The following is a 408-nucleotide window of genomic DNA, read 5'->3' as shown; positions in this document are numbered from 1 at the left end:
CGCCCATTAAAGCGGCACGCGAGCTGGGTTTAGAACGTCGTGAGACAGTTCGGTCTCTATCCGCCGCGCGCGTAGAAACTTGAGGAAGGCTGTCCCTAGTACGAGAGGACCGGGATGGACGTACCTCTGGTGTGCCAGTTGTCCCGCCTGGGGCATGGCTGGTTGGCTACGTACGGAAGGGATAACCGCTGAAAGCATCTAAGCGGGAAGCCTGTTCCAAGATTAGGTTTCTTTTGAGGTCCCCTATAGATGATGGGGTTGATAGGCCGGATCTGGAAGCATCGTAAGGTGTGGAGGTGACCGGTACTAATAGACCAAACATTCAACACACAAGAGAGTGTGAAAAATTAGGGTTTTTGCTCGCGTCTACTGTTCAGTGTCTGGCATGACACCACCCACCCGAAGTTT

General features: G+C 53.2%; 1 rRNA gene. It reads left to right on the top strand.

The window, feature by feature from the left end:
• A 23S ribosomal RNA gene (locus tag HMPREF3011_RS01230) occupies window positions 1–330 on the top strand; the annotation flags it as partial.
• Window positions 331–408: the final 78 nt, after the last annotated feature.

The organism is Corynebacterium sp. HMSC074C04 (assembly GCF_001838295.1).
Taxonomy (GTDB): domain Bacteria; phylum Actinomycetota; class Actinomycetes; order Mycobacteriales; family Mycobacteriaceae; genus Corynebacterium; species Corynebacterium amycolatum.
Note: the sequence above shows the minus strand (reverse complement) of the source record. Positions and strands in the feature narration are given on the sequence as shown.